This window comes from Nocardioides eburneiflavus (assembly GCF_004785795.1).
Classification (GTDB): Bacteria; Actinomycetota; Actinomycetes; order Propionibacteriales; family Nocardioidaceae; genus Nocardioides; species Nocardioides eburneiflavus.
Map to the genome: position 1 here is coordinate 4,392,050 of NZ_SRRO01000001.1, position 25,652 is coordinate 4,417,701.

Sequence of the window (25,652 nt, forward strand, 5' to 3'; positions counted from 1 at the left end):
CGAACGTAGACCCGGCCCGCGGTCGCGGCAATCCCCAGTGATGGGTAGGTCGCCCGGCTAGCGTGGCCTCGTGATCGGGGACCAGTGGGGTGTGAGCGACGCCGAGGTGCAGCGCCGCTACGGGTGCGACGACCTGGTCCTCGTCCCGACGCAGGAGGCGTGGCGTGGGGTGACGGTCCACGCCCCACCGGAGGTCGTGTGGGCGCGGCTGCGGCAGGTGCGCGTGGCGCCCTACTCCTACGACCTGGTCGACAACCTCGGCGCCCGGTCGCCACGTCGGCTCCTCGACGTGCCGGAGCCGCAGGTCGGTGACCCGTTCACCCGTGCGTTCGGCCGCGACCAGGGCCGGGTGGTGGCGGTCGACCCCGGGCGGGAGCTGACCGCCCAGATCCTGGGCGCCTGGATGTCGTACGCCGTGCTGCCCCACCCGCGCGGCGCACGGCTGGTGCTCAAGGTGGTCGCCCGGACGAACCGGTGGCTCGCGCCGGCGCTCTCCGTCGGCGACCTCGTGATGGCGCGCAAGCAGCTGCTGACCCTCAAGGGGCTGGCCGAGGCCGACGCGGCGAGTCGCTAGCGCCAGACCGGCGCGACCTCGCGGCGGTAGCGGCGCGCCAGCAGGAGCGTCAGGATCGTCACCACCGGACCGGGGATCGTGGCCCGCAGCGACGACCGTTCCCGCTCCCCCGCGCCGTCCTGCATCCACGCCAGCGCGTTGGCGGCGTCGACGATGCTGGCCGGGCGCATGCGGCCGGCGGCCGTCTTCCACTCGGGGTCGTCCTCGAGCTCGCCCATGACGCCCTCAACGTCGGCCTCCTCGTGGGCGAGGTGGCCGTTGATCACCTCGCTCGCACGGGCGACCTCGTCGGCGGCTGCCGTGGCCGAGGCCACAGTGGGTGCTGCGACGACCGCGTCGATGGCGGCCGACGACGAGGCCAGGGCGTGCTTCATCGCGACGTGCTCGGCCTCCATCTCCTCGAGGAGTGCGGTGTCGAAGCCGCGCGAGGCCAGGAACGGCCACGCGATGCTGTCCTCGGCCTCGTGGTGGTGGGTCAGCTCGCGGACCAGGTTGCGCCAGGCGGTGCGGACCTGCCGGGCGCGTACGACGTCGCCGGCCGGCAGGCCACGGAGCGCCTGCTCGGTGCGGGCCACGTCGCGACGCACCGCGGCGTGGATGACCTGGTTCATGCTCATCCGATCGCTCATGCCCGGGACGCTAGCTTCCGCTGCGGGGCTGTGACGACCCCATTTCGGTGGACCTCAGCCGGTGACCCGACGCCGCAGCAGGTGCCGTACGGCGACCGCCGTGAGTCCTGCCGCGCCGAGCACGGCGAGCAGCAGCCACGGCCGCCTGCTCCCCCAGAAGGTCTCGACGACCGCGATGCCCACCGTCAGGTAGACCCCGGCCCACAGCAGCGCGCCGAGCAGCAGCGCGGGCAGGTAGTGGCGCAACGGCATCCGCAGCGTCCCCGCCGCCAGGTTGACCGCGGTCTGGACGCCCACGGTCATGAAGCACAGCGTGACCGCGGGCGCTCCGAAGCGGCGTACGACGTCCTCGCCCCGCCGCAGCCATGCCGCGTCGAGGCGCCAGCGCCGTCCGGCCGCGCCGCGTGCCACCCGTCCGACGGCGTACGTGGCGCCGGCCCGGCAGAACGCGACGACGACGAGGAAGGCGTAGAGCGGCAGGACCGGCCAGTCGGGCACGCGCCCATCCTCCCAGCCCGGACGACCCGGCTGCGTCAGGTCAACGAGGAGACCCAGTTGCGCAGCAGGGCGGCCCCCGCGTCGCCTGACTTCTCGGGATGGAACTGCGTGGCGGAGAGCGGACCGTTCTCGACCGCGGCGACGAAGCGGTCGCCTCCGTGCTCGGCCCAGGTGACGAGGGGCGCGGCCGTCCGGTCGTTGGTCACCAGGTCCCACGAGCGGGCGGCGTAGGAGTGCACGAAGTAGAACCGCTCGTCCTCGACGCCCGCGAAGAGGCGCGTCGCCTCGGGCGCCTCGACGGTGTTCCAGCCCATGTGCGGCACCACGTCCGCCTGGAGCCGGGTGACCAGCCCGGGCCACTCGTCGCAGCCGTCGGTCTCCACGCCGTGCTCGACGCCGCCGGCGAAGAGGACCTGCATCCCGACGCAGATGCCGAGCACGGGTCGGCCGCCCGCGAGGCGACGGCCGATGATCCGCTCGCCCTTGATCTCGCGCAGGCCGGCCATGCACGCCGCATACGCCCCGACGCCGGGGACGACGAGCCCGTCGGCGGCCAGCGCGGTGTCGAAGTCGCCGGTCAGCGTCACCGACGCGCCGGCACGCTCGACGGCGCGCACGACGGAACGGAGGTTGCCCGAGCCGTAGTCCAGGACGACGACGTCAGGAGAGGTCACAGGCTGCCCTTGGTCGACGGCACGCCCGTCTCGCGGGGGTCGAGCGCGACGGCGTCGCGGAAGGCCCGGGCGAACGCCTTGAACTGGGTCTCGACGATGTGGTGCGGGTCGCGGCCCGCGAGCACGCGCACGTGCAGGCCGAAGTGCCCGTGCTGGGCGATGGACTCGAAGACGTGCTGGGTGAGCGAGCCCGCGTAGAGCACGCCGCTGCCGCCGATGGCGGCGTAGACCTGGCCCTCCGGCTCGCCCGTGTGCACGCAGTAGGGGCGTCCGGAGACGTCGACGACGGCCTGGACGAGCGCCTCGTCGAGCGGGACGGTCGCGTCGCCGAAGCGGCGGATCCCGGACTTGTCGCCCAGCGCCTCGCGCAGCGCCTGCCCGAGCACGATCGCGGTGTCCTCCACCGAGTGGTGCGCGTCGATGTGCGTGTCGCCCTCGGTGCGGACGACGAGGTCGACGAGCGAGTGGCGGGCGAACGCGTCGAGCATGTGGTCGTAGAACCCGACCCCGGTGGACACCTCGGAGCGGCCGCTGCCGTCGAGGTCGACCTCGACGAGCACCTTCGACTCCTTGGTGGTGCGCTCGATCCTGGCGGTGCGGCTCATGCCGGCTCCCTCTCGCTCGTCTGCGGCACCGTGTCCACCAGTGCCTGCCTGAATGCTGCCATCTCGTCGGGCGTGCCGACCGAGACCCGCAGCCACCCGTCGGGGCCGGTCTCCCGGATCAGCACGCCGCGGTCGACCAGACCCTGCCAGACCGCGTGCCGGTCGGCGAAGCGGCCGAACAGCACGAAGTTGGCGTCGGAGTCGGCGACCTCGAACCCCTGCTCGCGCAGCCACGCCACGGTCGCGTCGCGCTCGGCGCGCAGGTCGTCCACCCGGCCGAGCAGCTCCGGCGCGTGGCGCAGCGCGGCGAGCGCGGTCGCCTGGGTGACGGCCGAGAGGTGGTAGGGCAGCCGGACGACGCGGATCGCGTCACAGATCGCGGGATCCGCGGCGAGGTAGCCCAGCCGCGCCCCTGCCAGGGCGAACGCCTTGCTCATCGTGCGGGTCACCACGAGGTTGCGGTGACGAGGCAGCAGCTCCAGCGCGCTCGGCGTGCCGGCGCGACGGAACTCGCCGTACGCCTCGTCGACCACCACCAGCCCGCCGGGCTCGTAGGACGCGGCCGCCTCGCACAGCATGGTCACCGCCTCGGGCGGCAGCGCCGTCCCGGTGGGGTTGTTGGGGCTGGGCAGCAGCACCACAGACGGCCGCCGCTCCAGCACGAGCTCCCGCGCGGTGTCGAGGTCGAGGGAGAAGTCCTCGGCCCGGTGGCCGGCCACCCACTCCGTCATGGTGTCGCGGGCGTACTCGGGATACATCGAGTACGTGGGGGCGAACGACAGCGCGACGCGCCCCGGCCCGCCGAAGGCCTGGAGCAGCTGGAGCATGACCTCGTTGGACCCGTTGGCGGCCCACACCATCTCCGGGGTGGTGCCGCTGCCGCCGGAGGTGTCGATGTAGGCCGCGAGCGCGGTCCGCAGCTCGACGAACTCCCGGTCGGGATAGCGGTTGAGCGAGACCGCGGCCTCCCCGACCGCGCGGGCGATGTCGGCTGCCGCCTCCGGCGAGGGGCCGTAGGGGTTCTCGTTGACGTTGAGCTGGACCGGCGCCTGCTCGCGCGACAGCTGCGGCGCGCCATAGGGCTCGATCCCCTGCAGCTCGTGGCGCAGAGGTGGGAATCCGGCGCTCATCGCTCGGAGCTGTCCACGAACCGGGAGCTCACGCCGGCGCCGTGGCCGGGCAGGTCCTCGGCCTCGGCGAGGGTCACGACGTGGTGGGCGACCTCGGCGAGCGCCTCGCGGGTGTACTCGACGTGGTGCACCCGGCGCATGAACGAGTGCACGCCGAGCCCCGAGGAGTGGCAGGCGCAGCCGGCGGTGGGCAGGACGTGGTTGGAGCCGGCGCAGTAGTCGCCCAGCGCGACCGGCGACCAGGGGCCGATGAAGACGGCACCGGCGTTGCGGACCCGAGCAGCCACGGCACGCGCGTCGCGGGTGTGGATCTCGGTGTGCTCCGACGCGTAGGCGTTGACCACCTCGAGGCCCTGGTCGAGGTCGTCGACCAGCACGATCGCGGACTGGACGCCCCCCAGGGCTGCCGCCACCCGCTCGCTGTGCCGGGTCACCGCCACCTGCTTGTCCAGCTCGGCCTCGACCTCGTCGGCCAGGCCGACGGAGTCGGTGACGAGCAGCGAGGCCGAGGTGCCGCCGTGCTCGCACTCGGTGAGGAGGTCCGCGGCGACGAAGGCGGCCTCGGCCGAGTCGTCGGCGAGGACGGCGATCTCGCTGGGACCGGCCTCGGAGTCGATGCCGACGACGCCGCGCAGGAGCCGCTTGGCCGCGATGACGTAGAGGTTGCCGGGACCGGTGACCAGGTCGACGCGACGGCAGGGTCCGGCACCGTGGGCCAGCATCGCGATCGCCTGCGCGCCACCCACGGCGTACACCTCGTCGATCCCGAGCAGGGCGCAGCCGGCGAGGATCGTGGCGTCCGGCAGTCCGGTCTCGCGGGTGGGCGGGGCGGCCACGCACAGCGACCGCACCCCGGCCACTTGGGCCGGGACGACGTTCATGACGAGGGTGGACACCAGGGGCGCCAGGCCTCCCGGGACGTAGAGCCCGGCCCGGTCGACAGGGACGGACTTGTGGGTGATCACCGCTCCGGGCGCCACCTCGACCACCGAGTCGGCCTCGACGTCGGCCTCGCTGGTGGCCCGCAGCCGACGGATCGACTCCTCCAGACCGGCTCGCACCGCGGGGTCCAGCGCCGCGAGCGCGTCGGCGAGCGCCGCCGCGGGCACGCGGGGGTCGGGCACGTCGACGCCGTCGTGCTCGAGCGTGAGCTCGCGGACGGCGTCGAGGCCCCGGGCCCGGACGGCCTCGATGATCGGCCGCACCACGTGCGTCGCCGCCTCGACGTCGAACTCGGCGCGAGGCACGCTCGCGCGGTAGTCGACGGACGCCGGGTCGGCGCCCCTCAGGTCGATGCGGCGGATGAGGGACATGCCGTCGATTCTAGGTTCCCCGGCGGGTCGGGCCGAAGTCGCGGGTGTGGGGTGGACAGCGGCGACTAGTGTCGTCGGTGTGAGCGACCAGCTGCCGATGTTCCCGCTGAGCACCGTGGTGTTCCCGGGGATGAGCGTGCCGCTCCACGTGTTCGAGGATCGCTACCGGATGCTCGTACGCCACCTGCTCGAGGTCGACGACCCGGTGCAGCGCGTCTTCGGCACCGTCGCCATCCGGGAGGGCTACGAGGTCGGCGACCACGGCGCCCAGTCGGTCTACCGGGTGGGGTGCGTGCTCCAGCTCACCGACGTCGAGCGCCGCGACGACGGCACCTTCGACATCGTGGCGGTCGCCCGCGAACGGCTCGTGCTGGAGGAGATGCAACGGGGCACCGACTTCCCCCAGGGTGTCGCCGAGGTCCTGGCCGAGCCGGAGGTCGAGGTGCCCGAGGACGTGCTCGACCGCGCCCGCGCGACCTTCACCGCGTTCCGTGCCGCGATGACCGAGCTGCAGGGCGACGACCCCTACAGCGGGACGCTCCCCCGCGACCCCGACTACCTCGCCTGGACGCTGTCCGCCCTCGCTCCCCTGCCGATGGCCGAGCGCCAGTCGCTGCTCGAGGCCGAGGACGCGACCGAGCGGCTCATCCTCGTCACCCAGCTGCTGACCGACGAGCTGCGCGCCATCAACGTCATCCCGTCGCTGCCCGCCACGCAGGTCGCACGTACGGCCTGGTCGCCGAACTGAGAGCCCGCAGCTGCGGCGAGGTACGAGCCGAAGCGACGGGGGCGAGGATTGAGCAAGCGACGCGACTGAGGCACGAAGTCGCACGAGCGCGTCGAAATCGACCGCGGAGGATGTGAGGATCGAGCCGTGGCAAGACGGACGAGCGGTGGCGGCACCCCGGCCACGGTCGCACTCACGCGAGCCGGAATCTCCTACGAGGTGCGGGCCTACGAGCACGACCCCCGGAGGACGTCGCCTGCCCTGAGCAGGTCGCGCAGCGACCGTGTCGAAGGGTACGGCCTGGAGGCGGCCCAGGCGCTGGGCGTCGAGCCGGCCCGGGTGTTCAAGACGCTGCTGGCCTCCCTCGACGGCACCCTGGTGGTCGGCATCGTCCCGGTGTCCGGCCAGCTCGACCTCAAGGCGCTCGCCCGTGCGCTGGACGGCAGCAAGGCCGTGATGGCCGACGTCGCCGCCGCGGAGCGGGCCACGGGCTACGTCGCGGGTGGCATCTCACCCGTCGGGCAGAAGCGCCCGCACCGCACGGTGCTCGACGCGTCGGCGCTCGACCACGGCACCATCCTGGTCTCGGGCGGACGGCGCGGCCTCGACATCGAGCTCGCGCCGCAGGACCTGGTGGCGATCACCGGAGCGGTGATCGCCACCATCCGTCGCTGAGCGGGTCGCGGGTGTCCGCGCCGACCGTCAGTCGGTCGTGACCTTCATGAGGCCGTGGACGGTCTCGTCGTCGACCCAGGTGCTGAACCCGAACGCGGCCAGCGGCTCGAGGTTCTCGCTCACCTCGGGCATGTCCTTGGTGAGGCGCACGAGCCAGTCGTCGTCGGCGTTGAAGTTGACGAACAGCACCGACTGGGCCTCGTCGGCGTCCACCACCTCGGAGTAGGTCGCGCTGTCACCGAGGCTGCCCCCGTCCTCCAGCGCGCTGCGGTAGTCGTCCGCGAGGGCGAGCACGGCGTAGCCGTCGCCCTCGGTGACCTCGAGGTACTCGGCGGCCTCGGGCCCGGCCTGGGCGCTGATCTTGTCGAGCACGGCCTGGATCTCGTCGGCGTCGCCCTTGATGCGGATGCCGGCCGGCACCTCGCCCGGCCCGCCGTTGGCGACGGCGTCGGGGTCGAGCCCGCCGCCCATCGACACGGTCACGCCGTCGCCGAGCAACGTCTCGACGTCCTCGGGGAAGGCCAGTCCGGTCTCGGACTCGAACTCGGCGATCTGCTCGTCGATGGACTCCGTCTCGTCGGGCGCGAGGGTCTTGACGTAGTCGAGGAGCCCCTGCGCCCAGCCCTCCTCGAGGGCGAACCCGAACGCCGCGACCGTGTCCTCCGGGAGGCCGGAGATCATCTCGACGCCCTCCTCACTCTCGACGAAGCGGGTGAGGTCCTTGTTGTAGTTGGACATGGCGTACTCGACCTCGACCGCGCCGTCGTCGAAGCGGACGGTGGCCGCCGCGCCGTCGAAGTCGTTGATCATCTGCTGGAGCTCCTCGGGGACCTCCTCGGGCTCGCCCGAGGCGGCGTCGTCCGAGGTCTCGAAGCACTCCTCGATGTCCTCCGGGGCGGCGTTCTCGAAGCACTCCGGGTCCATGCCCATGGCGTCGGGCGCCGGGGCGAACGGCGAGCCGGGCATGCCCAGCATGCCCATGCCGGCGGCGTCCTCGACGTACTTGGTGACGCCCTTGGCGACGTACATCGACATGAAGCCGTCGTCGCCCGCCTCGCCGGTCCACTGCGTGAACGAGGAGTCGGCGGCCAGCGACGAGCCGTCCGCGGCGTCGACGACCTGCTGCGCGATCTCCTCGGTCTCGGCCAGGACGATCCAGTCGCCGTCGACGACCCAGCCGCCGACGCCGTCGCTGCTCTCCTCGCCCCCGTCCCCGCCGCCGCCGTCGCCCTCGGCGCTGCCGCCGCACGCGTCGACGAGCGTGGCGAGGCCGTCCTCGGCCTTGCCCGCGTCGGTGGTCTGGACGACGCCGACGGCTGCCGGCTCGTCCTCACCGAGGTCGACGGCGGCCATCGCGGCGCGCGAGCCGAGCCACGGCTCGACGTCGGCCGCGTAGTCGAGGCCCTCGCACTCGCCGGAGGAGGTGATCTCCTCGAACAGCCGCTCGCGCAGGTCGTCGTCGGTCTCGAGGTCGACGTTGTCGGCGAACCCGGGGAACTTGCGCAGGGTCTTGATGGCCTCGATCTTCTGCCCGCCGCTCGGGTCGAGGTCGACGCTGAAGTAGGCGACCGTCGAGTCGGGCAGGGCCTCGGCCGGCTGCGCGCCCGTGGCGAAGAAGCTGGTGGCGGCCCAGGCACCGCCGGCGACCACGGCGCCGCCGGCGAGGATGGCGCCGAGCGCGACGAGGCGCTTCTTGGTGTCGTTGGTGGGCGCGGTCTCGACCGGACCCGACCCGTCGAGGTACTCGGGGCCGTTGGTCGGGCCACCCGGTGTCATGCTCATCTTGCTCTGCTCCCCCGTTGCACGGTTCCCGGCGGGCGCCGGGACTGCCCTGGTGCGGGCGTGCAAAGCCTACCCACGTGGACGGCGGACGAACCCCCGACTTCCCAAGAGATAGGTGCCGACCAGACCAGTCATCGCCCCGGCCGGTAGGGCGACCAGCGCACTGGAGTGCCACGGCACCCGACCCTGGTCAGGAGCGTTGAGTCCGAGGTCCCCGGGAAGGGGGGTGTAGTCGGGCTGGCCGGCCGCCAGTGCCTGCGGGTCACCCGGGCCGAGCGCGTGGCCCACGGCGTACATCGCGAAGGCGGCGAGGCCCGCACCGACGAGCACGCTCACCAGCGTCGCGCTCTCGTGGCCGCGCCACATCCCGGCCAGGACCGCGAGCACCAGCCCGAGCGGGAAGGCGATCACGACGAACAGCGCGATCGCCTCGAAGGAGACGTCCGGTCCGGCCGGCTCGAGGTACCAGGTGCCCTGGTAGGCCAGGCCGGTCGGCGCCTGCCACAACCGCTCCCACAGCACGCCGCCCGCGGCGCCGCCGGCGACGAACAGCACCAGCACGGACAGCACCCGCGGCAGCGGCGAGGAGCGTACGGCGGGCTCGCTCATCCCGTCAGGCACCCGGGACCGAGGAGCTGCTTGAGGTCGGCGAACAGCGCCGGGCTCGGGCTGACCCGCAGGTTGTCGTCGAGGCGCAGCACCTTGGTCGAGCTGCGGGTCAGCAGTCGCAGCTGGACCTCGGTCATGCCCGGGTGCGTGCCGAGGACGTCGCGGAGCTGGGCCACGACCGGCGGCGTGCACCGCGTCGAGGGCAGGCTGATCACGACCGGGCCGGCCGGGCCCTGGGTGAGGTCGGGCGCCGTGACCTCCTGGGCGCGCAGCTCGGGCTGGTCCTTGTCGCGCGAGAGCTGGCCCTTGATGCGGACGATGTTGTCCTCCACGAGGAGGGTGGAGGCCAGCGTGTAGGCGCTGGGGAACAGCAGCACGTCGATGGCGCCGTCGAGGTCCTCGAGGGTGATCGTCGCCCACGGGTCGCCGCGCTTGGTGATCTTGCGCGAGACCGAGGTGATGAGTCCGCTGACGGTGAGCGTGGAGTTGTGGGCACGCTCCTCGTCGAGCAGGAGCTGGCCGATGGTGCAGTCGGTGCCCTGGGACAGCACGTGCTCGAGGCCGAGGAGAGGGTGGTCGGAGACGTAGAGCCCGAGCATCTCCCGCTCGTGGCCGAGCAGGGTCATCTTGTCCCAGTCGTCGATGTCGGGGATGGTCACGCTGACCCCGAAGCCCGCGTCGTCGTCACCGTCGCCGAGGCCGCCGAAGAGCGAGTCCTGGCCAATGGCCTCGTTCTTCTTGAGGTCGACGAACTGGTCGACCGCCGTCTCGTGGACCGCGGCGAGCGCGCGCCGCTTGTGCTTCATGTCGTCGAACGCGCCGGCCTTGATCAGCGACTCCACGACCCGCTTGTTGCACACGAGCGCGGGGACCTTCTCCATGAAGTCGTTGAAGTCTGCGTAGCGGCCCTTCTCCTCGCGGGCGGCCACGATGCCGGCGACGACGTTGTGGCCGACGTTGCGCACGGCGGTGAGGCCGAAGCGGATGTCGTTGCCGACCGGGGTGAAGTCGGCGTGGGACTCGTTGACGTCGGGCGGCAGGACCTGGATCTTCATCCGGCGGCACTCGTTGAGGTAGATCGCCATCTTGTCCTTGTCGTCCTTCACGGACGTGAGGAGCGCCGCCATGTACTCGGTGCGGTAGTTGGCCTTGAGGTAGGCGGTCCAGTATGTGATGACGCCGTAGGCAGCGGAGTGCGACTTGTTGAACGCGTAGTCGGAGAACGGGAGCAGGATCTCCCACAGCTTGTCGATCGCGACCTGCGGGAAGCCCCGCTCGAGCATGCCGGCCTGGAACCCGGCGTACTGCTTGTCGAGCTCCTCCTTCTTCTTCTTGCCCATCGCGCGGCGCAGGTTGTCGGCGGCACCCAGGGTGAAGCCGGCGAGCACCTGCGCGATCGCCATCACCTGCTCCTGGTAGACGATCAGGCCGTAGGTCTCCCCCAGGACCGGCTCGAGCGCCTCGGCGAGCGCCGGGTGGATCGGCTCGATCGCCTCGCGGCCGTTCTTGCGGCGGGCGTACTTGTTGTGCGAGTCGGCGCCCATCGGGCCGGGGCGGTAGAGCGCGCTGACGGCCGTGATGTCGGCGAACGCGTCGGGCTGCAGCGAGCGCAGCAGCGACCGCATGCCCGAGCCGTCGAGCTGGAAGACGCCGAGGGTGTCACCGCGGCCCATCAGCTCGTAGGTCGCGCGGTCCTCGAAGCCGAGCTCCTCCAGGACGACCTTCTCGCCCCGGTTGACCTCGATGTTGCTGATCGCGTCGTCGAGGATGCGGAGGTTGGACAGGCCGAGGAAGTCCATCTTGACCAGGCCGAGCGACTCGCACATCGGGTAGTCGAACTGGGTGATGACTGCGCCGTCCTGCGGCCTGGCCATGATCGGCACGATGTCGATGAGGGGTTCGCTCGACATGATCACGCCCGCGGCGTGCACGCCCCAGTTGCGGATCTGGCCCTCGAGGCCCACCGCGGTCTCGTAGATCGTGCGGACGTCGGGGTCCTGGCCGTGCAGCGCCCGGAACTCGCCGCCGTCGTTGTAGCGCTTGTGGTCGGCGTTGAAGATGTCCTTGAGCGCGACGCCCTTGCCCATCACGTCGGCCGGGTAGGCCTTGGTGATCCGGTCGCCGATCGCGAAGCCGTGGTCGAGGACGCGGGCGGCGTCCTTGATGGCGGCCTTGGCCTTGAGCCGTCCGAACGTCGCGATCTGGGCGACCCGATCGGCGCCGTACTTCTCGCTGACGTAGTGGATGACCTCGCCGCGGCGGGCGTCGTCGAAGTCGATGTCGAAGTCGGGCATCGACGGTCGCTCGGGGTTGAGGAACCGCTCGAAGAACAGGCCGTGCTCGAGGGGGCACAGGTCGGTGATGCGCAGCGCGTAGGCCGCGATGGAGCCCGCACCCGAGCCACGGCCGGGGCCCACGCGGATGCCGTTGTCCTTGGCCCAGTTGATGAAGTCGGCGACCACCAGGTAGTAGCCGCAGTAGCCCTTCTGGGAGATGATCGCGAGCTCCATCTCGACCCGCTCGCGGACCTCCTCGGTCGTCCGCTCGCCCGGGTAGCGGGCCTCGATGCCGCGCCACACCTCCTTGCGGAACCACGACTCCTCGGTCTCGCCGGCCGGCACGTCGGCGCGCGCCATGTAGCCGCCGGTGGACTCGGTGAACTCGACCTCGCAGCGCTCGGCGATCGCGAGGGTGTTGTCGCAAGCCTCGGGCATCCCGAAGCGGTCGGCCCACAGCTCGCGCATCTCGGCGGCCGACTTGATGTAGTAGCCGCCGCCGTCGAACTTGAGCCGGTTGGTGTCGGAGAGCCGCTTGCCGGACGCGACGCAGATGAGGGCGTCGTGGGCCGCGGCGTCCTCGGGGTTGTTGTAGTGGGAGTCGTTGGTGGCGATGGGCGGGAGACCCATCTCCTTGCCGAGGCGCAGCAGGTCGTCGCGGACCCGCTTCTCGATGTCGATGCCGTGGTCCATCAGCTCGAGGAACACGTTGTCGCGGCCGAAGATGTCCTGGAGTTCGGCGGCCTCGCGGACCGCCTCGTCGTACTGGCCGAGGCGCAGCCGCGTCTGGATCGCGCCGCTCGGGCAGCCGGTGCTGACGATCAGCCCCTTGCTGTGCTCGGCGAGGATCTCCTTGTCCATCCGGGGCTTGAAGTAGTAGCCCTCGAGGCTCGAGCGCGAGGAGAGCCGGAACAGGTTGTGCATGCCCTCGGTGGTCTCGGCCCACATCGTCATGTGGGTGTAGGCGCCGCCGCCGGCGACGTCGTTGCCGCCCTCCTCGGCCAGGTCGCCCTGCCCCCACCGCACCCGGCGGCGCTCGCCGCGCTGGGTGCCGGGCGTGAGGTAGGCCTCGATGCCGATGATCGGCTTCACGCCGTGCTTGCGCGCCTTGGAGTAGAAGTCGTAGGCGCCGTGCAGGTTGCCGTGGTCGGTCATCGCGATGGCCGGCATGCCGAGATCGCTGGTGCGGGTGAACAGCCCGTCGAGCAGCGACGCGCCGTCGAGCATGGAGTACTCGGTGTGCACGTGCAGGTGCACGAAGTCACCCGTGGAACTGGTGGAGGAGCCGGCCGACATGGAGGAGACTTCCGCGCCTTTCGATGGTCGCTGACGGGGGTCGTACGGGGGTGCTGACTGCTCAGCGGGGCCACGCAGATCAGGAAGGGGGGAAGAGCTGTCAGCCTACGTCAGTCTGCCGGGCCCCACCGACAGGACACTCGCCGTGCTCGAGGTGCTCAGAGCCAGTCGATCGCGTGGCCGTGGCCGTGGGCGTACGCCACCGGGACGCCGTCCAGCGCGGTGACGAAACGCCCCGACGGGACGTCGCGGTCGCCGGTGACCCGGGGCAGCACGCGGCCCCCCTCGTTGCTGATCCACCGACACCTGCCCGCGGCCACGAGCCCCACCATGAGGTCGTGGAAGCGCTCGCGGTCCGGCTCCTCGAGGTAGGCGATCACGGCGGAGTGGTACACCACTGGGGTGCCGTGCGGAGCCGCGTCGTCCAGCAGGTCCGGCAGGTGGTCGAACAGGTCCCCGCTGCGCACCGCGGGCGGCTCCGCGCGGGCGACGTCGATCGCCGCCCGGAGCCGGTCGCGCCGCTCGTCCTGCTCGGGCCACACGAGGTTCTCCAGCCAGGCGGTCGCGTCGTCGTCGGTCACGTCGAGCGGGTTGAGGTCGACACCGGCCCGCCAGGCGACGTCGGGGTGGGCGGACGGCACCGGCAGCGGTCCCGTGGCCCGCGCGGTCAGCAGCGGCCCGCCGCTCCCTCGCAGCCCGCCTGCGGGCGACCAGTCGTAGTCGTACCGGTCCGGGAACAGGCACAGTCCCGCACTGGCCCCCACCTCGACCAGCGCGAGCGGCCCCTCGACGAGGCCCAGGACCGGAGCCAGCGTGGCGAGCCGACCCGCCTCGTTGGTGTGGGTCGCCCGCGTCATGACTGTCGCGCGCACCTCCGGCTCCCGCTCGAGCAGCACCGCGCGCAGCCCCTCGTACGGACCGGGCGCGGGTGCGCCGTGCCAGCGCGCGGCGGCGAAGACCAGGTTGGGCTGGCGCTTGATCGGCGGCAGCGTGCCCAGCCAGGCGAGCAGCTCGTCGTCATCGGCGACCCCGAGCGCCCACTCCTCGAAGCAGGGCGAGTCGCCGGCGGCGTACGTCGCGAAGTCCCGGTACTCCTCGATCACGTCGTCATGGAGCAGCATGCGCCCATCCTGCCCCGGCGGTCGGGCCCGGCGTCAGCGGCGGGTCGGGAACGGACCGGCCGGACCGATGCCGGCGTTGCCCAGCCGGATCCCGGAGAACTCCAGTCCGCGTTCGCGCACGTCGGCGAAGTGGTCCTCGAGGTCGGGCAGCGCCAGCAGCTCGATGTCGTGCTCGTCGTGGAGCCGGACGAGGCCGCCCACCTCGTCGGGCGGCCCCAGCGGCGACACCGGCCGGGTGGCGACGTGGGCGTGCGGCCGGTCACCGAACGGCTCGAAGTCCGCGGCGGCGAAGCGGTAGGCGTAGAGCCGCGTCGTCCGCATGGCGTCGAGCCAGGCGTCCTCGACCGCGTGCACCCTGTCGACGCCGTCGCCCCACGAGCAGACCCGGGGGCACTGTCGCGGGAACCAGTAGCACGGGGCGTTCAGGGCGTCGACCGACCACACGTAGGCCTCGGGCTGCCGTGCGGTGGCGGCCACGTGGGGCACGAACCGCTCGATTGCCGGGTCCTCGCTGAGGTGGAGGACCTCCCCGGGACCCGGCAGCACGATCAGCGCGCGGCGTCGAGGGACTCGGTGATGATCACGTCGACGATCCGCGCGACGCGCTCGGTGCCGAGGTCGGGCACGACCGCGGCCACGCGCGCGACGATCTCCGCCTCCCGGCGCGGGTCACGCTCGCCCGAGGGCTTCACCGCCTGGATCGCCCGCGTCAGCGCCGTACGCCGGGCGAGCACGTCGCCCAGCACGAGGTCGACGTCGTCGACCATCGAGCGGAAGCACGCCAGGGCGTCGGCGCCGGGCCACACGAGCCGGATGTCGGGCGCCCGCTCCTCGTTGGCCGCGCCGTCGGTGCGCTCGAGCGCGACGAAGCCGTGGCGGGTGTAGAACTCTCGGGCGGGCCGGTTGGACTCGAAGACCCACAGACCGATGCCTTCGGGGTGCAGTGCGAGGACCCGGTCCAGGAGGGCGCTGCCGACGCCGCGGCCCTGCGCGCCGGGCAGCACGTAGAGGTCGTCGAGCCACGTCCTGGTGGCGCGGGTGTAGCCCACCACCCGTCCGTCGAGCACGGCCACGCACACGTCGTACGCCGCCAGGTCCCAGCCGGCGACCCAGGCGCGCACCTCGTCGTCGGTGTGCACGGCCGGAGGGAAGTCCGCCCCCGCCGCCGCGCGGGCGGCCAGGTGGACCTCGGCGAGGGCCGGGAGGTCCGCGGCCGTGGCCGGGCGCAGGGCCAGCTCAGTGCTCATCACGGATGACGTCGAGCGCGTGCGCGAGGTCGTCGGGGTAGGTGGACTCGTAGCTGACCTGCTCGCCGCTCTCGGGGTGCTCGAAGCCCAGCCGCATGGCGTGCAGCCACTGCCGCTGGAGCCCGAGCCGCGCCGCGAGCGTCGGGTCGGCGCCGTAGGTCAGGTCGCCGACGCACGGGTGCTTGAGCGCACTCATGTGCACGCGGATCTGGTGCGTGCGGCCGGTCTCGAGGTGGACCTCGAGCAGGCTGGCGAAGCGGTGCGCCTCGAGGGTCTCGTAGTGGGTGACGCTGTGCCGACCGTCGGCCATGACGGCGAACTTGTAGTCGTGGTGCGGGTGCCGGCCGATCGGCGCGTCGACCGTCCCGGCGAGCGGGTCGGGGTGCCCCTGGACCAGCGCGTGGTAGGTCTTGTCGACGGTGCGGTGGCGGAAGGCGTTCTTGAGCACCGAGTAGGCGTGCTCCGACTTGCAGATCACCATCACGCCGCTCGTGCCGACGTCGAGGCGCTGCACGATGCCCTGGCGCTCACTGGCGCCGCTGGTCGAGATCCGGAAGCCGGCTCCGGCGAGGTGGCCCACGACCGTGGGACCGCTCCAACCGGGCGAGGGGTGGACCGCGACGCCGACCGGCTTGTCGATCACCACGATGGCGTCGTCGTCGTGGATGATCCGGATGCCCTCGACGATCTCCGGGACGACCTCGAGCGGGTCGGTCTCGGCGGGGATCGTGACGTCGAGCATGGAGCCCGCGTGGACCCGGTCGCTCTTGCCGACGCCGGAGCCGTCGACCAGCACGTGGCCCTGCGCGATCAGGTCGGCGGCCCGGGTGCGGGAGAAGCCGAACATCCGGGCCATCGCGGCGTCGACCCGCTCGCCGGCCAACCCGTCGGGAACGAAGACCGTGCGCTGCTCGGCTCGGGTGCTCACGCCGGCGACCCGGAGCCGGAGCCGGGCTGGGCCTCCGGACGCTCACGGTCCTTGCCAGCGGCGCCCTCGCGGGTGCCGTCGAGGCTGATGCCCCGGAAGGTCTGCAGGATGATCAGGCCCGCCGCCACGTTGATGCAGATGTCGGCGATGTTGAAGACCGGCCAGTTGGGCAGCATCAGGAAGTCGACCACGTGGCCGTGGAACGGCTCGGGCGGGCGCACGATGCGATCGGTGAGGTTGCCGGCCACGCCGCCGAGCAGGATGCCGAGCGCGAGCGCCCACCCCGTGCTGGCGACGCGCCGGCTCAGCCACAGCACGACCACCACGGCGACCATCGCGAGGGCGGTGAAGACGATCGTGAAGTCCGTGCCGGTGCTGAACGCCGCGCCCGGGTTGAACGTCAGGTGGAACGTGAACCAGTCGCCCAGGACCGGGATGTCGCCGTCCGCCAGCGCGGAGAGCGCCCACTGCTTGGACCCGAGGTCCAAGGCGTACGCCAGAACGGCCATGCCTGCGAAGACCAGCCGCGCGTCGACGCGTCGGCGGGCAGGGACTGGATCGGCCTGGTCGCTGGGGTTCAGCGACGCTCCTCGCGCTGCTTGCATGACATGCACAGTGTGGCATGTGGCACCGCCATCAACCGATTCTTGCCGATGGGGTTGCCGCAGGAGTCGCACACACCGAAGGTGCCGTCGTCGATGTGGGACAGCGCGCGCTTGATCTGCTCCAGGGTCTCGCGCTCCTTGGCCAGCACGGTGAGCTCGTGGTCGCGCTCGAAGCTGGTCGCTCCGACGTCGGCCTGGTCCTGTCCGGCGCCGTCGCCGGCATCGCGCATCAGGCCCGCGAGCTCCTGCTCGGACTGCCCGACGATCGTCGTGAGCCGGTCCTGGTGCTCCTTGAGCTCCTTGACCACCTCGTTGAGCTCCGCGCGGGTCCAGGCATCCTCGCCGTCGAGGACGACGAGGGTGGAGGGAGTTGCCTTGCGTACCTTCTTCGCCGGCGCGGCCTTCTTGGCGGGCGTCGGAGCAGCCTTCGTCACGGGCGGAGCTTTCTTGGTAGGTGGAGCGCTCTTCTTGGATGCGGCCTTCGTGGCCGGAGCGGCCTTCTTGGCCGGAGCGGCCTTCTTGGATGCGGCCTTCTTGGCCGGAGCGGCCTTCTTGGCGGCGGCCTTCTTCGCGGGGGCCTTCTTCGCGGCGGCCTTCTTCGCGGGTGCCGTCTTGGCAGCGGCCTTCTTCGCGGGTGCCGTCTTGGCAGCGGCCTTCTTCGCCGGGGCCTTCTTCGCGGGTGCCGTCTTGGCAGCGGCCTTCTTCGCCGGGGCCTTCTTCGCGGGGGTCTTCTTCTCGGCCGGCGCGTCCGTCGTGGCGGCCCCGCGGCGACCGATCACGCGCTTCGCCGCGGCGGCGGCCGTACCGGCCAGGGACTTGCGCGTGGTGCCAGCCATCTCCGAGGGCCTCCAGCATGCGTCGGGTGTGGCGGGAACCACACGGTGGCAGGGAGGCTAGCCGCTGCTGCCTGACGAACCAACCGTGGCTCGCCGAAATGCGAGAACGACCACCCTCACGGGCGGTCGTTCTCGCTTTTCAGAGGCCTGTTCGAAGGCCGCTCGCAGAGCGCGGGGATCAGCCCTCGTCGTCGCCGAGCACGGAGCGCAGGCGCTTGGGAGCGTTGCCGCTCTCGACGGGCGCCTGGGTCTCGCTGCCGTTGTTGAGCGCCTCGAGCTGCTGCGTGAAGTAGGTCTTCAGGCGGGAGCGGTACTCGCGCTCGAACTGGCGGAGGGTCTCGACGTCGCTGTTGAGCTTGTCGCGCTCCTTCTCCAGGTCACCGAACATCTGCTGGCGGCGCTCGGCGGTCTCGGAGTCGAGCATCTGCGAACGCTGGCGGGCGTCGGCCTCCATGCGGTCGGCCTTGGTCTTCGACTCGGACTCGAGACGCTCGGCCTTGGTCCGCGCGGCACCGACGATGCGGTCGGCCTCGTTCTTGGCGTCCTCGACCAGCTCATCGGCGTTGCGGGTCGCGATCTCGAGCAGGCGGGCCGCGGCGTTGGACGCGTCGGCGACGGTCTCCACGCGCACCGTCTGCACGGGTGCGGCGACCGGGGCGGCGGCGACGGGCTCCGGCTCGGGCTCCGGCTCCGGCTCGGGCGTCGGCGCGAACGACACAGGAGCGGGCGCGGGCGTCGAGGCCCCGCCGGACTGGGCGGCCGACAGCTTGGACCGCAGGTCGTCGTTCTCCTTGGTCAGCCGGGCGAGCTCCGCCTCGACCTCGTCGAGGAACTGGTCCACCTCGCCCATGTCGTAGCCCTCACGGAGACGGACAGGCGTAAAGCGCTTGTTGCTCACGTCCTCAGGCGTCAGCGGCATGACCTCACCAAACTTTCACGATCGATATACAGGGTGGCTCTGCTGTCAGGAGACAATAGCGCCCGGGTACCCACGGGGCACAGTGACCCGTGTGGCGGATGGTTCAGAGCCCGAAGATGGTGGCGACCACGTTGAGCAGCAGCCATGCTCCCACCATCACGAGCAGGAAGCTCAGGTCGAGGGCGACCGAGCCGATGCGGAGCGGGGGCACGACCTTGCGGAGCGCCACGATCGGCGGGTCGGTGGTCGTGTAGACGCCCTCCAGCGCGACGAGGAGCGGCCCGCGCGGCTCCCACTGGCGCGCGAAGACCTGCACCCAGTCCACGATGAACCGCACCCACAGGAGTGCGATGAAGAGGAAGAGGACGATGTAGAGGACCTGGCCGATGGCTTGCACGAGACGAGTATGTGTCAGCTCTGGTTGAAGAAGCCGTCCTCGGCGATCCGCTCCTTGTCCTCGGCCGAGACCGCGACGTTGGGCGGCGAGAGCAGGAAGACCTTGTTGGTCACGCGCTCGATGGTGCCTCGGGTGGCGAAGATCAGGCCGGCGGCGAAGTCGACGAGACGCTTGGCGTCGTTGTCGTCCATCTCGCTGAGGTTCATGATCACGGGCGTGCCGTCACGGTAGTTCTCACCGACCAGGCGGGCCTCGTTGTAGTTGCGGGGGTGCAGGGTGGTGATGCGGCTCAACTCGGCCACGACTCCCGTCTGGACCGAGGCCGGTCGACGGCGCTCGGCAAGGTCGGACACTGGGGCTGGGCGACGCTCCCGCGCGACGGGGCGCTGGTCGACAGCGTCGTGCGTCGTGGTCTCGGTGTCGCCGTCGTAGTCGTCGTAGTGGCCGGTGTCCTCGAGCAGGCCGAGGTACTCGCCGATCTTGCGCATCGCGCCGCTCATGAGACAGATCCTCCGCTAGACCTGGCGCCCCGTTCGGGACGCCTGTTGACTGTTGTGGACATTACTGGACCGCAGGCCTCGGACCGAGGACCGCGGAGCCGACACGCACGTGTGTCGCACCGCACGCGACGGCCGCCTCGAGGTCGCCGCTCATCCCCGCGGACAGCACGCTGGCACCCGGGTGCTCGCGCACGAGCTCCTGGTGCACGTCCGCGAGCCTCGCGAAGGCCGTACGGGGGTCCTCCCCGAGCGGCGCGACCGCCATCAGGCCGCGCAGCCGGAGCAGGTCCGCCTCGACCACCCGGCGGGCGAGGTCGGGCAGGTCGGCCGGCGCCGCCCCGGACCGGTGGTCGGCCCCTGGCGGGTCGAGGCTGACCTGCAGCAGCACGTCGACCTCTGCTCCGCGCGCCTGGGCACCGCGCGAGAGCGGGCCCACGAGCTTGGCGCGGTCGACCGACTCGACCACGTCGGCGTACGCCGCCACGGCCGCCGCCTTGTTGGACTGGAGCCCGCCGATGAAGTGCCACCGCAGGCCGAGGTCGGCGCACTCGGCGGCCTTGGCCTCGGCCTCCTGGTGGCGGTTCTCCCCCACGTCGGTGACACCGAGGTCGGCGAGGACGCGCACGTCGGAGGCGGGGAAGAACTTGGTGACCACGACGAGCGCGACGTCGTCCTCGGGACGGCCGGCCTCCGCGCAGGCGTCGCGGATGCGGCGGCGCACGGCCTCGAGGTTGGCGGCGATCTCGTCGCCGCGGCCGCTCACGGATGGCTCCAGATCACGCCGGCGAACCGCGTGGCCGCCGGGCCGTCGCGGCGGTTGGACGGCCAGGTGGGGTCCTCGCGGGTGCAGGCCCCGACGAGGCGTACGTCGGTGATGCCTGCGGCCGCGAGCTGGGCGCGCACGCCGGCGCCCAGGTCGAGTGCGGGTGTGCCCCGCGACGTGGTGGAGCGCGACTCGGGGACGACGGCGGCCACCTCGTCCTGCATCTCGGCAGGCACCTCATAGCAGGTGCCGCACACGTGCGGTCCGATCCACGCGACGCCGGGCTCGGCCCCCTCCTCGCGCAGGGCCGCGATCGTGGCCGGGACCACCCCCTCCACCAGACCGGCACGGCCGCTGTGCACGGCGGCGATCCACCCCGTCGCCGGGTCGGCCAGCAGGACCGGCACGCAGTCGGCGGCTCGGGCGAGCAGGGAGACACCGGACTGCGCCGTGATCATGGCATCAGCCCTCGGCGCACCGCTCGCGCGGCGGTCGTCGATGACGTCGACGTGTGCGCCGTGCACCTGCTCCATCAGGACCGGCGTGGACCCGGTGGCCTGCGCGACCCGCCGCAGCGCATCGGCGCGTACGTCGTCGGCAGCCGCGTCGCCGAGGCTGAGGGAGACGTCGGTGAAGGCGACCTCGATCACGAGGTCGCCTTCGATCCGGTCTCGGTGGCGGAGCAGGCTCAAGGGGTGGGCGTCACTTCAGGAAGTCGGGCACGTCGAGGTCGTCGTCGTCGAACTGCACCTGTCGGGCCGGCCGCGGCGCGGCGGGCTGCTGGGCGGGCTGGGCCGACGGGGACGGAGCCGACTGCTGGGCGGGCTGCTGGGGCGACGACGGCGCGAAGGTCGTGGTCGCCGGGCTGCCGGACCCCGACTCGGAGCGTGCCGGCGCCTGCGACGCGAGCTGCTGCGCGGCCGCACGGGTCTGCTCCTGCGTCTGGGCCGGCTGGCCCTGGCGCAGCACGTTGCCGTCCGAGCGACGCTTGGGCATGCCGCCGTCGAAGCCGGCCGCGATCACGGTCACCCGCACCTCGTCGCCCAGGGCGTCGTCGATGGTGGCGCCGAAGATGATGTTGGCCTCGGCGTGGGCGGCCTGCGAGACCAGCGCAGCGGCCTCGTTGATCTCGAAGAGACCGAGGTCGGAGCCACCGGCGATGGAGAGCAGCACGCCGTGGGCACCCTCGATGCTCGCCTCGAGCAGCGGGCTCGAGACGGCCATCTCGGCGGCGGCGACCGCGCGGTCCTCGCCGCGGGCCGAGCCGATGCCCATCAGGGCGGAGCCGGCGTTGGCCATCACGGACTTGACGTCGGCGAAGTCGAGGTTGATCAGGCCCGGGGTGGTGATCAGGTCGGTGATGCCCGAGACGCCCTGGAGCAGCACCTGGTCGGCCTGCTTGAAGGCGTCGAGGATCGACACGTTGCGGTCGGTGATCGACAGCAGCCGGTCGTTGGGGATGACGATGAGGGTGTCGACCTCCTCGCGGAGCTGGCTGATGCCCTCCTCCGCGGAGTTGGCGCGGCGACGGCCCTCGAAGGCGAACGGGCGGGTCACCACGCCGATCGTCAGGGCGCCCAGCGAGCGGGCGATGCGGGCCACGACGGGCGCACCGCCGGTGCCGGTGCCGCCGCCCTCGCCGGCGGTCACGAACACCATGTCGGCGCCCTTGATGACCTCCTCGATCTCGTCGGCGTGGTCCTCGGCCGCCTTGGCCCCCACCTCGGGGTTGGCGCCGGCACCGAGGCCGCGGGTGAGCTCGCGGCCGATGTCGAGCTTGACGTCGGCGTCGCTCATGAGGAGTGCCTGGGCGTCGGTGTTGATCGCGATGAACTCGACGCCCTTGAGGCCGACCTCGATCATCCGGTTGACGGCGTTGACGCCACCTCCACCGATGCCCACGACCTTGATGATCGCCAGGTAGTTCTGCGCTGCTGCCACGGCTCCGGGGCCTTCCTTGAGTGGGTCTGTGTGACGTAGGGGGTGCGGGTCGACTGGTGCTGTCCCTCGGGCCGGGCGGAACTCTAACCGTGAGCCTGAGGGTTATAGTTATGTCAACCTCGCCTTTCGCTAGACCATAGGGAGTACGCGCACCGAAACCCCGCCGGACACGCCGCGTGTCGATGGGTGGCGCAGGTTTTCTGCCGCGCGCCCCTCAGCGGTGCCACGGCCACATTCCGGGTGGTCGGAATGTGGGTGGCGCACCGCTCGCGGGACCGGCCGGGCGGCCGGGCAACGACGGGTCAGGGGCGCCTCAGGGGCGGTAGGTCGGGTTCCCCGGGACGCTGACGTCGTAGTAGGACGCCTGCTGGGCGGCCAGCAGCCGGTCGACGACCTGGGCCTTGAGCTCGGACTCCTCCGCGCTCCCCCAGAGCACCTGGCGCTGGTCGCGCATCACGAGGGTGATCTGGTCGATGGTCGTGACCTCGACGTGGTCGACGCGCGTCGCGAGGTCGTCCGGGAGTGCTGAGACCACGGTGGCCGCCTCTCGCAGCGCGTCGGTGCCGGCGGTGGAGCCCGGCCGGATGCGCGGCATCCCCTGCGGCACCCGCTGGTACTCGCGGAAGACGACGCCGTCGGCGTCCAACCCGCGCAGGCGTCCGGCGAGCTCGACGACGGCGACCGCGGTGCGCTCGGTGACCTCGATGCGTACGGTGTCGGGCCAGGTGCGCGTGACGTCGACGGACCGGACCTCGGCCAGCGAGCCGACGCGGGCGTCGGCGCGGCCGAGGTCGACCAGCGCGAGCTGCTCGCCGAGCGGCACGTCGGCGATCTCGCGGACCCGGCCGTCGCTCAGCAGGTCGTTGCCGACGACCTCGACCCGCGCGACCTGCATGGTCGTCGAGAAGAACAGCAGGTAGACCGCGGTGCCGACGCCCGCGAGCACCAGCAGGAGCGCCAGGACGTAGCGCAGCGAGAGCCAACGACGAGCCCACTGGCGGCGGGCGAACCGGCGGCGGGTGCGGGAGGCCGTACGGTCCCGCCCGGTCGACCCGTCCCGCGTCGGCGCGGCGCCGGGCGCGGTCTCCTGGTCCACTCACGCACCCCCGAGCAGGTCGAGCACCTGCGGCCCGACGCCCGTGATGTCACCGGCACCGAGGGTGATGACGAGGTCGCCCGGGCGCGAGCGCTCGGCGAGGGCCTGTGCCGCGGCGCCGAGCCCGTCGACGTAGGTCACGTGCTGGGCAGGGAGGGGCACGGCTTCGGCGACGAGCAGCCCGGTCACGGCGGGGTCCGGGTCCTCGCGGGCGACGTAGACATCGAGCACGACGACCTCGTCGGCGGCCCCGAGCTCCACGCCCATGGCCTCGCCGAAGATGCGGGTGCGGGAGACCAGGTGCGGCTGGAACGCCGCGACGACGCGACCGTCGCCGGCGAGTGCTCGAGCAGCCTCGAGGTCGCCGCGGATCTCGACCGGGTGGTGGGCGTAGGAGTCGTAGACCCGTACCCCGGCCGCCTCGCCCTTGAGCTCCATGCGGCGACCGGTGCCGGTGAAGAGCCCGAGCCCCTGCGCCAGCGCGTCGTGGGGCAGTCCGAGCTGGAGGCCGGTGGCCAACGCGGCCACCGCGTCGAGGACGTAGTGACGCCCGGGGATCCGCAACCGGAGGCCACCCAGGTCGGTGCCGTGGCGCGAGACCCGGCACGAGGAGGTGGACCCCTCGAGCGCGAGGTCGTGGATGCGGAGGTCGGCGTCGGCGGACTCCCCCACCGTGACGACGTCGAGGCCCTGGGCCCGGGCACGCGCGGCGAGCTGGGCGGCCCCCGGGTCGTCCAGCACGCAGACCAGGAACCCGGACCGGTCGATCGTGTCGGCGAACTCCTCGAAGGCGCGGTGGTAGGCCTCCTCGGTGCCCCAGTTGTCGAGGTGGTCGGCCTCGACGTTGGTCACGATCGCCGCGAACGGGCGGTAGTGGAGGAAGGCGCCGTCGCTCTCGTCGGCCTCGGCGACGAAGAGGTCGTCGGTGCCGGCGTCGGCGTTGCGGCCGGTGGCGGTCAGCACGCCGCCCACGGCGTACGAGGGGTCGACGCCGGCGGCGAGCAGCGCGGAGGTGAGCAGGCCGGTGGTCGTCGTCTTGCCGTGCGTGCCGGCCACGGCGAGGACGCGGGAGCCGGCCATGACGGCGGCGAGCCCGGCCGAGCGGGGCAGGATCCGCAGACCCCGGCGCCTGGCCTCGACGACCTCGGGGTTGTCGTCGCGCGCAGCCGTGGTGACGACAAGGGTGTCGGCGTCGCCGACGTGGGCGGCGTCGTAGCCGAGGTGGCAGGTCACGCCGAGCTCGCGCAAGGCGGGCAGGAACGGCGTGTCGTGGTCGTCGCTGCCGGTGACGTGGACGCCCTGCGCCGCCATGATCCGGGCGATCGCGGAGATGCCGGCGCCGCCGATGCCGACGCAGTGGACCCGGCCCAGCTCGGCGGCCGGCAGCAGCTCGTCGGGGACCGGGATCCTCACGAGGCGGCTCCCGTCGCGCCGCGGGCCGCGTCGAGGACGATGCGGGCGAGCTTCTCGTCGGCGTCGAGCGGGATCACTCCGGTCGCGGCGGCGCCCATCTCGGCGAGCCGACCCGCGTCGGTGAGCAGGCCGGGGACGCTCGCGGCGACCCACTCGGGGGTCAGTGCCGCGTCGGCGACCAGCAGCCCCCCGCCGGCGTCGACGACGGGGCGCGCGTTGAGCGCCTGCTCGCCGTTGCCGATGGGCAGCGGGACGTAGATCGCCGGCAGGCCGACCCCGGAGACCTCGGTGACGGTGTTGCTGCCGGAGCGGCAGAGCACGGCGTCGGCCGCGGCGTAGGCGAGGTCCATCCGGTCGACGTAGGTGCGGACGACGTAGGGCACCACTCCCGAGGGGACCGACAGCTCGTGCTTGGGACCGACGACGTGGAGGACCTGGACGCCGGCCCCGGCGAGCGCGGGCGCCGCGCCGGACACGGCGGCGTTGATGCGCGCCGCGCCCTGGGAGCCGCCGGTGACCAGCAGCGTGGGCAGGTCGTCGCGCAGGCCGAAGCTCGCCAGCGCCTCGGCGCGCAGCGAGGCACGGTCCAGGGTGGAGATGAGGCGACGGATCGGCAGCCCGGTGCAGACGGCGTGCGGGAGCGCGGTGTCGGGGAAGCTGGTGGCGACGTGGGTGGTCATCCGCGCACCGAGCTTGTTGGCGATCCCGGGGATCGCGTTGCCCTCGTGCACCACGATCGGCAGCCGCCGCGCCCGGGCGGCGAGGTAGGCCGGGACCGACACGTAGCCGCCGAAGCCGACGACCACGTCGGGACGGACGCGGTCGACCACCTCGAGCGCCGCGGCCCGGGCGGCGCGCAGCCGGGACGGCGTACGGAGCAGGTCGGGGCCGGGGCGGCGCGGCAGCGGCACCCGCGGGACGACCTCCAGCGGCAGGCCGGCCTCCGGGACGAGTCGCGCCTCGAGGCCCTCGCGGGTGCCGAGGCAGGTGACCTCCGTCGCCGGGTCCAGACGACGCAGGGCGTCGGCGGTGGCGAGCAGGGGCGAGGTGTGGCCGGCGGAGCCGCCGCCGGCGAGGAGTACGCGCATCGGGGTGAAT

The 25,652-nt window shown here is 72.3% G+C and carries 27 protein-coding genes; 3 read left to right on the forward strand and 24 right to left on the reverse strand.

All coding sequences use genetic code 11. From position 1 onward, the window contains the following. The first annotated feature begins 70 nt into the window (after positions 1–70). A complete protein-coding gene (locus tag EXE59_RS20635) occupies positions 71–574 on the forward strand; it encodes a polyketide cyclase (RefSeq protein ID WP_135840576.1) in 504 nt (167 codons plus the stop codon). On the opposite strand, the gene EXE59_RS20640 is transcribed toward EXE59_RS20635, so the two are convergent. From EXE59_RS20640 to hisD, 6 genes are read right to left on the reverse strand one after another with little or no spacing between them, the layout of a single operon-like run. Continuing rightward, the gene (locus EXE59_RS20640; protein ID WP_135840577.1) at positions 571–1,203 is read right to left on the reverse strand and encodes a hemerythrin domain-containing protein; all 633 of its coding nucleotides are present in this window, start codon (positions 1,201–1,203) and stop codon (positions 571–573) included. The two genes, EXE59_RS20635 and EXE59_RS20640, sit on opposite strands and share 4 nt — an antisense overlap. 54 nt (positions 1,204–1,257) lie before the next feature. Continuing rightward, positions 1,258–1,701, reverse strand: coding sequence for a VTT domain-containing protein (locus tag EXE59_RS20645; protein WP_168218620.1), 444 nt, complete (start codon positions 1,699–1,701; stop codon positions 1,258–1,260). A gap of 35 nt (positions 1,702–1,736) precedes the next feature. Next, on the reverse strand, positions 1,737–2,375 hold the full coding sequence (gene hisH, locus EXE59_RS20650; protein WP_135840579.1) for an imidazole glycerol phosphate synthase subunit HisH: 639 nt from the start codon (positions 2,373–2,375) through the stop codon (positions 1,737–1,739). Continuing rightward, on the reverse strand, positions 2,372–2,980 hold the full coding sequence (hisB, locus tag EXE59_RS20655; RefSeq protein WP_135840580.1) for an imidazoleglycerol-phosphate dehydratase HisB: 609 nt from the start codon (positions 2,978–2,980) through the stop codon (positions 2,372–2,374). The genes hisH and hisB overlap by 4 nt, the downstream gene beginning before the upstream one ends. Continuing rightward, positions 2,977–4,110, reverse strand: coding sequence for a histidinol-phosphate transaminase (locus EXE59_RS20660; protein WP_135840581.1), 1,134 nt, complete (start codon positions 4,108–4,110; stop codon positions 2,977–2,979). Before EXE59_RS20660 ends, hisB begins: the two co-directional genes overlap by 4 nt. Further along, entirely contained in the window at positions 4,107–5,423 is a 1,317-nt protein-coding gene (hisD, locus tag EXE59_RS20665) for a histidinol dehydrogenase (protein ID WP_135840582.1), read from the reverse strand. The genes EXE59_RS20660 and hisD overlap by 4 nt, the downstream gene beginning before the upstream one ends. A 79-nt stretch (positions 5,424–5,502) precedes the next feature. Between hisD and EXE59_RS20670 the strand changes: the two genes are divergently transcribed. Both EXE59_RS20670 and ybaK read left to right on the forward strand, forming a co-directional pair. Further along, positions 5,503–6,171, forward strand: a complete 669-nt coding sequence (locus EXE59_RS20670) for an LON peptidase substrate-binding domain-containing protein (protein ID WP_135840583.1) — start codon at positions 5,503–5,505, stop codon at positions 6,169–6,171. Between the two features lie 126 nt (positions 6,172–6,297). Further along, on the forward strand, positions 6,298–6,825 hold the full coding sequence (ybaK, locus tag EXE59_RS20675) for a Cys-tRNA(Pro) deacylase (RefSeq protein WP_135840584.1): 528 nt from the start codon (positions 6,298–6,300) through the stop codon (positions 6,823–6,825). A 27-nt stretch (positions 6,826–6,852) separates the two neighbouring features. Here ybaK and EXE59_RS20680 read toward each other — a convergent pair whose 3' ends face one another. The 18 genes from EXE59_RS20680 to murG form a co-directional block, all read right to left on the reverse strand. Beyond that, entirely contained in the window at positions 6,853–8,607 is a 1,755-nt protein-coding gene (locus EXE59_RS20680; protein ID WP_135840585.1) for a DUF3352 domain-containing protein, read from the reverse strand. A gap of 69 nt (positions 8,608–8,676) precedes the next feature. Next, positions 8,677–9,216: a hypothetical protein gene (locus EXE59_RS20685; protein ID WP_135840586.1), complete on the reverse strand. Its 540-nt coding sequence runs from the start codon at positions 9,214–9,216 to the stop codon at positions 8,677–8,679. Next, on the reverse strand, positions 9,213–12,788 hold the full coding sequence (gene dnaE, locus EXE59_RS20690; RefSeq protein ID WP_135840587.1) for a DNA polymerase III subunit alpha: 3,576 nt from the start codon (positions 12,786–12,788) through the stop codon (positions 9,213–9,215). The genes EXE59_RS20685 and dnaE overlap by 4 nt, the downstream gene beginning before the upstream one ends. 158 nt (positions 12,789–12,946) lie before the next feature. Continuing rightward, a complete protein-coding gene (locus EXE59_RS20695; protein WP_135840588.1) occupies positions 12,947–13,909 on the reverse strand; it encodes a DUF2332 domain-containing protein in 963 nt (320 codons plus the stop codon). 33 nt (positions 13,910–13,942) lie between these two features. After that, complete coding sequence (locus EXE59_RS20700) at positions 13,943–14,455, reverse strand: DUF6886 family protein (protein ID WP_135840589.1); 513 nt, start codon at positions 14,453–14,455, stop codon at positions 13,943–13,945. A 2-nt stretch (positions 14,456–14,457) separates the two neighbouring features. Beyond that, positions 14,458–15,156, reverse strand: a complete 699-nt coding sequence (locus EXE59_RS20705; RefSeq protein ID WP_135840590.1) for a GNAT family N-acetyltransferase — start codon at positions 15,154–15,156, stop codon at positions 14,458–14,460. After that, positions 15,146–16,084 (reverse strand): RluA family pseudouridine synthase, encoded by a 939-nt coding sequence (locus tag EXE59_RS20710; RefSeq protein ID WP_135840591.1) that lies wholly within the window; start codon positions 16,082–16,084, stop codon positions 15,146–15,148. The genes EXE59_RS20705 and EXE59_RS20710 overlap by 11 nt, the downstream gene beginning before the upstream one ends. After that, a complete protein-coding gene (lspA, locus tag EXE59_RS20715) occupies positions 16,081–16,689 on the reverse strand; it encodes a signal peptidase II (RefSeq protein ID WP_135840592.1) in 609 nt (202 codons plus the stop codon). Before lspA ends, EXE59_RS20710 begins: the two co-directional genes overlap by 4 nt. Next, positions 16,662–17,525 (reverse strand): TraR/DksA family transcriptional regulator, encoded by an 864-nt coding sequence (locus tag EXE59_RS20720; RefSeq protein WP_135840593.1) that lies wholly within the window; start codon positions 17,523–17,525, stop codon positions 16,662–16,664. The genes lspA and EXE59_RS20720 overlap by 28 nt, the downstream gene beginning before the upstream one ends. Positions 17,526–17,703: 178 nt before the next feature. Then, the gene (locus EXE59_RS20725; protein ID WP_135840594.1) at positions 17,704–18,444 is read right to left on the reverse strand and encodes a DivIVA domain-containing protein; all 741 of its coding nucleotides are present in this window, start codon (positions 18,442–18,444) and stop codon (positions 17,704–17,706) included. Between the two features lie 103 nt (positions 18,445–18,547). Continuing rightward, the gene (locus tag EXE59_RS20730; protein ID WP_135840595.1) at positions 18,548–18,841 is read right to left on the reverse strand and encodes a YggT family protein; all 294 of its coding nucleotides are present in this window, start codon (positions 18,839–18,841) and stop codon (positions 18,548–18,550) included. Between the two features lie 14 nt (positions 18,842–18,855). Next, positions 18,856–19,341, reverse strand: coding sequence for a cell division protein SepF (locus EXE59_RS20735; RefSeq protein WP_135840596.1), 486 nt, complete (start codon positions 19,339–19,341; stop codon positions 18,856–18,858). Between the two features lie 61 nt (positions 19,342–19,402). Further along, positions 19,403–20,104 carry a YggS family pyridoxal phosphate-dependent enzyme gene (locus EXE59_RS20740; protein WP_135840597.1) on the reverse strand — a complete coding sequence of 234 codons (702 nt, stop codon included), beginning with the start codon at positions 20,102–20,104 and terminating at the stop codon, positions 19,403–19,405. After that, entirely contained in the window at positions 20,101–20,796 is a 696-nt protein-coding gene (gene pgeF / locus EXE59_RS20745) for a peptidoglycan editing factor PgeF (protein WP_135840598.1), read from the reverse strand. Before pgeF ends, EXE59_RS20740 begins: the two co-directional genes overlap by 4 nt. A gap of 10 nt (positions 20,797–20,806) precedes the next feature. After that, a complete protein-coding gene (ftsZ, locus tag EXE59_RS20750; RefSeq protein ID WP_135840599.1) occupies positions 20,807–22,045 on the reverse strand; it encodes a cell division protein FtsZ in 1,239 nt (412 codons plus the stop codon). 313 nt (positions 22,046–22,358) lie between these two features. Further along, positions 22,359–23,141 (reverse strand): cell division protein FtsQ/DivIB, encoded by a 783-nt coding sequence (locus tag EXE59_RS20755; RefSeq protein WP_135840600.1) that lies wholly within the window; start codon positions 23,139–23,141, stop codon positions 22,359–22,361. Beyond that, a complete protein-coding gene (gene murC / locus EXE59_RS20760) occupies positions 23,142–24,554 on the reverse strand; it encodes a UDP-N-acetylmuramate--L-alanine ligase (protein WP_135840601.1) in 1,413 nt (470 codons plus the stop codon). It lies immediately after the preceding gene. Beyond that, complete coding sequence (gene murG / locus EXE59_RS20765) at positions 24,551–25,642, reverse strand: undecaprenyldiphospho-muramoylpentapeptide beta-N-acetylglucosaminyltransferase (RefSeq protein WP_135840602.1); 1,092 nt, start codon at positions 25,640–25,642, stop codon at positions 24,551–24,553. Before murG ends, murC begins: the two co-directional genes overlap by 4 nt. Positions 25,643–25,652: the final 10 nt, after the last annotated feature.